Raw genomic sequence first — 4,880 nt, 5'->3', positions numbered from 1 at the left:
GCGATGTGCTGGATGGAATCGCCCCCGATGACTGGGGTGCGGTCGACCAAATCGTCATGCAGGTCCATGACCCCAGGATGTTGGCCCTCGGGCCCGAGACGGCCGGAGCCGGGGCGAACCTGTACAGACCCTTGAGCAGGCCCGCCACGTCCAGGTCCGCGGGCTCGGCGGGCTGGAGGTAGGGCTCGTTGTAGACGGTCAGGTAGTAGAAGACGTTCTCCGGCTGCTCGCCGTACATCCTCCGCAGGCCGTCCTTGACGATGTGGGCCACCTCGAACCCCCACGACGGGTCGTACGAGACCGCCGCCGGGTTCGTCGAGGCGATCAGCGGGGTGTGGCCGTCCTCGTGCTGCAGGCCCTCGCCGTTCAGCGTGGTGCGGCCGGCGGTGGCGCCGAGCAGGAAGCCGCGGCCCATCTGGTCGGCGAGCTGCCACATCTGGTCGGCGGTGCGCTGCCAGCCGAACATCGAGTAGAAGATGTAGATCGGGATCATGTGCTCGCCGTGCGTGGCGTACGACGAGCCGACCGCGATCGTGGAGGCCATCGAGCCCGACTCGCTGATGCCCTCGTGCAGGATCTGGCCCTCGGTCGACTCCTTGTACGACAGCAGCAGTTCGCGGTCGACCGCCTCGTAGGTCTGGCCGTGCGGCGAGTAGATCTTCGCCGTCGGGAAGATCGCGTCGAGACCGAAGGTACGCGCCTCGTCAGGGATGATCGGCACGAACCGGTGGCCGATCTCCTTGTCGCGCATGAGGTCCTTGAGCAGGCGGACGAACGCCATGGTGGTGGCGACGTTCTGCTTTCCGGAGCCCTTCTTCAGCTGCGCGTAGGCGGCGTCGCCGGGAAGTTTGACCGGCTTGGCGCGCATCACGCGCTTGGGCAGGAAACCGCCCAGAGCCGCGCGCCGCTCCTTCATGTACTGGATCTCGGGGTCGTTCTCGCCCGGGTGGAAGTACGGGGGAAGGTCGGCCTCGAGGGCGGAGTCGGGGATCGGCAGGTAGAGCCGGTCGCGGAACTCCTTCAGGTCGGCCTTGGACAGCTTCTTCATCTGGTGCGTCGCGTTGCGCGCCTCGAAGTCCTTGCCGAGGGTCCAGCCCTTGATGGTCTGGGCGAGGATGACGGTCGGCTGGCCGACGTGCTCGCGAGCCGACTTGTAGGCCGCGTACACCTTGCGGTAGTCATGGCCGCCGCGCGACAGCTTGCGGATGTCCTCGTCCGACAGGTGCTCGACCATCTTGCGCAGGCGCGGGTCGTCGCCGAAGAAGTTCTCGCGGATGTACTCGCCGGACTCGACGGAGTAGGTCTGGAACTGGCCGTCGGGGACGGTGTTCATCTTGTTGACCAGCACGCCGTCGACGTCGGCCGCCAGCAGCGGGTCCCAGTCACGGCCCCAGACGACCTTGATGACGTTCCAGCCGGCGCCGCGGAAGTAGGACTCCAGCTCCTGGATGATCTTTCCGTTGCCACGTACCGGGCCGTCGAGACGCTGCAGGTTGCAGTTGATGACGAAGGTGAGGTTGTCGAGCTCCTCGCGGGCCGCCAGGCCGATCGCGCCGAGCGACTCGGGCTCGTCCATCTCGCCGTCACCGAGGTAGCACCAGACGTGGCTCCGGCTGGTGTCCTTGATCTTCCGGTTCAGCAGGTAGCGGTTGAACCGGGCCTGGTAGATCGCCCCGATCGGGCCGAGACCCATGGAGACCGTGGGGAACTCCCAGAAGTCGGGCATCAGGCGGGGGTGCGGATAGGAGGGCAGGCCCTTGAAACCGTGCGAGAGCTCCTGGCGGAAGGCGTCGAGCTGGGCCTCGTTGAGGCGGCCCTCAAGGAAGGCGCGGGCGTAGATGCCAGGTGCGGCGTGGCCCTGGAAGAAGACCTGGTCTCCGGACTCGCCGTGGTCCTTGCCGCGGAAGAAGTGGTTGAAACCCACCTCGTAGAGCGACGCGGCCGAGGCGTAGGTGGCGATGTGCCCGCCGACGTTGGTGCGGGCATTGGCCCGGGTCACCATGACCGCCGCGTTCCAGCGCGTGTAGGCGCGGATCCGGCGCTCGACGTACTCGTCGCCCGGGAACCAGGGCTCACGTTCCGGCGGGATGGTGTTGATGTAGTCGGTGCTACGCAGGCCGGGCACGCCGACCTGATGCTCGCGGGCCCGTTCCAACAGCCGAAGCATCAGGTAACGAGCACGAGTGCGACCTTCCGTCTTGATGACGTTGTCGAGCGACTCGAGCCACTCCTGGGTCTCACTGGGGTCGACATCAGGAAGCTGGCTGGGTAGGCCGTCGCTGATGATCGAGAAACGCTGGCGTCCGGAAGCCACTGGGTCTCGCCTTCCGAGGATGGACTTTTGTCTGGTGTAGGTCGTCTTCCATCCTGGTCGCTTACCCCGGAAAGTGCATCTCTACTTACCGGTAACCAGGAGATCCCTGCTGGCAGGGGTACATAAGTGGCCTAGACCACCGATGGTAGGACGAATTGCCGTCAAAGGTTACATCGAGGTTCCCTCTTTTTTACAGGTCCCCTCCCTGTGAATCCGGGTCCCGCCGGCCGGCCGGGTCCGGAACCCTCACGCGAGGAGGGCTCCCAGGGCTGGGAGGAGCGACTGAAACCTTGCATATATGTAACGAGTGGCCCTCCCTCTTAGTGCCCTCCGCGCCCCTTTCGTACGCCCATGTAGAGCTGGAGCGTCCCGTATAAGGTGATCTACCCAGTGCGGGCGCGTGACGGATGGGGCGCCTGATGCGCTCCGCGCCGGGTGCGGTCGTCAGCGCAGCTCACGATGGATCGTAGGATCGGTATGTGAGATCTCAGACGATCGAGGTGGTAACGGGTTCCCGGGAACGGGTGCACGACATCACCTCCGAGTGCGAGAGCTTCGTCCGGTCATGCGGGGGCGACGGTCTGTTGAACGTCTTCGTGCCCCACGCGACCGCCGGGGTCGCGCTGCTGGAGCTGGGCTCAGGCAGTGACGACGATCTGCTCGTGGCGCTGGAGGCTCTGCTTCCCGCCGATGACAGATGGAGGCATGCGCACGGCTCAAGAGGGCATGGACGGTCGCATGTCATGCCCGCCCTCATTCCGCCGTACGCCACCGTCCCGGTCCTGTCGGGGCGGCTCGCGCTGGGAACCTGGCAGTCCATCGCCGTGGTGGATCTCAACGTCGACAATCTGGAACGCCAGGTCCGTTTGTCATTTTTGTCGGACTAATTCATACGTAGCCCAGTCGTTGCCGTGGCGACCGTTGACGACTAAGGGTCACAGCGTGTGGACTGTGCCGAAGCACTTTGAGCACCGTGTGATTGCGGGGCCATCCAAGCAGGAGGGACAAACGTGAGCGCGACCGCGGGTCAGGCCCAGGGCGAACGCGGCCTGGCCGAACGACTCGGCCTCAAGCAGGGTCAGGTGGTGCAGGAGGTCGGATGGGACGAGGACGCTGACGACGATCTGCGCGACTCCGTCGAGGAGCTGACCGGTAACGAGCTGGTCGATGAAGACTTCGAGGACGTCGTCGACGTCGTGCTGCTCTGGTGGCGTGACGGTGACGGTGATCTGTTCGACGCCCTGAGCAGCGTGGTGACCAACCTCACCGATGGTGGCCAGATCTGGCTGCTCACTCCCAAAGCCGGCCGGGACGGGCACGTGGAGCCGAGCGACATCGGGGAAGACGCCACCACTGCGGGTCTCTCGCAGACCAGCAGCATCAGTGCGGCCCCCGACTGGTCGGGGACGCGTCTGGCGACGCCCAAGGCGCGCCGCTAAGGGTCCGCCCTGCCGTACGGCTCGCGCGAGCCGTACGGCAGGATGATGACGCATGCCTCATGCGACGAAAGGAACCCCGGCCATGGCGATCGAGGTGGGTACCCAGGCTCCGGGCTTCGAGCTGAGCGACCAGCACGGCACCCCGGTCAAGCTTTCCGACCACCGGGGCAAAAAGATCGTGCTGATCTTCTATCCTCTCGCGTTCACCGGCGTCTGCGGCGGCGAACTCGACGCCATCCGCGACGAGTTCATGGCCGACATGCCCGAAGACGTTGAAGTTCTCACCATCTCGATTGACTCCATCTTCGCTCACCGCGCGTGGGCGGATCAGAAGGGCTACACCTTCCCGCTGCTCTCCGATTTCTGGCCGCACGGACAGGTCGCGCGAGCGTACGGTGTGTTCGATGAGGAGAAGGGCTTCGCGGAGCGCGGAACCTTCATCATCGACGGCGAGGGCGTGGTCCGCTGGCGTGTCGTGAATCCGATTTCACAGGCCCGCGACATCGCCGAGTACCGCAAGGTGCTCGCCGAACTTCCCTAAGCGGTGATCCGGCGACCGCCCGTTCACGTGGCGCCCGCCGGTCCGACCTCTCGGAGGCGATCATGCCCTGCTTCTCCTGCGGGGCCAGGCAGACCGACCCGATCCGTGGTGCCAGCCCGTGGACGCGCGGGGTGCGCGACGAGACGCAGGTGCTGATCTGCCCGGACTGCCGGCGCACCCATGAAGTCGAGCTCGACACGTGCTCCTCATGCGGTTCCGTCGCGCTCATCTGCCGGCTCGGCGAGGTGGAGTGCCGGTCCTGCGGCTCGGTGCGGCTCGCCCGAGCCGACGGCCGACCGGCCGTCGCCTGTGCCCCGGGCCTGGCCGACGAGGTGGAGGCCGCCCTGGCCAGGGTGCTGCGCCGGGTCCCCTGAGGGGCCGTTTTCGCCTGGAGACGGGGCCCCAGGCCGGTCACGTCCGCATACGTGGTGTGCGAGTGTTCGGGATCGGGCCGGCCGGTCACCGCTGGGGCGAGAAGCGCGGCCAGGGCGGGTGGGGGCTCCAGAGTGGTTTTTGTGATCTGGGTGGTTCGGCACGCCACCGGCCCCCGACATCAACGTCGTCTACACCATCAAAGAGCCCGCCG

5 protein-coding genes are annotated in these 4,880 nt (G+C 66.2%); 4 read left to right on the top strand and 1 reads right to left on the bottom strand.

Annotated features, from left to right (window positions below; all coding sequences use genetic code 11):
* Positions 1-2,314 (bottom strand): pyruvate dehydrogenase (acetyl-transferring), homodimeric type (gene aceE / locus ABZ260_RS46615; RefSeq protein WP_355631170.1); only part of this gene is annotated, 2,314 nt, incomplete at its 3' end.
* A gap of 479 nt (positions 2,315-2,793) precedes the next feature.
* On the opposite strand from aceE, the gene ABZ260_RS46610 reads away from it, so the two are divergent.
* From ABZ260_RS46610 to ABZ260_RS46595, 4 genes are all read left to right on the top strand, one after another.
* Positions 2,794-3,201 carry a secondary thiamine-phosphate synthase enzyme YjbQ gene (locus tag ABZ260_RS46610; protein WP_030920120.1) on the top strand — a complete coding sequence of 136 codons (408 nt, stop codon included), beginning with the start codon at positions 2,794-2,796 and terminating at the stop codon, positions 3,199-3,201.
* A gap of 123 nt (positions 3,202-3,324) precedes the next feature.
* Positions 3,325-3,753, top strand: coding sequence for a DUF3052 domain-containing protein (locus ABZ260_RS46605; protein ID WP_030920118.1), 429 nt, complete (start codon positions 3,325-3,327; stop codon positions 3,751-3,753).
* A gap of 82 nt (positions 3,754-3,835) precedes the next feature.
* Complete coding sequence (locus ABZ260_RS46600; RefSeq protein WP_355570047.1) at positions 3,836-4,294, top strand: peroxiredoxin; 459 nt, start codon at positions 3,836-3,838, stop codon at positions 4,292-4,294.
* 62 nt (positions 4,295-4,356) lie between these two features.
* Positions 4,357-4,668, top strand: a complete 312-nt coding sequence (locus ABZ260_RS46595; RefSeq protein ID WP_030920115.1) for a hypothetical protein — start codon at positions 4,357-4,359, stop codon at positions 4,666-4,668.
* Positions 4,669-4,880: the final 212 nt, after the last annotated feature.

It is taken from the genome of Streptosporangium sp. NPDC006013 (assembly GCF_040614275.1).
Classification (GTDB): Bacteria; Actinomycetota; Actinomycetes; order Streptosporangiales; family Streptosporangiaceae; genus Streptosporangium.
This window is presented reverse-complemented; position numbering and strand designations above follow the sequence as displayed.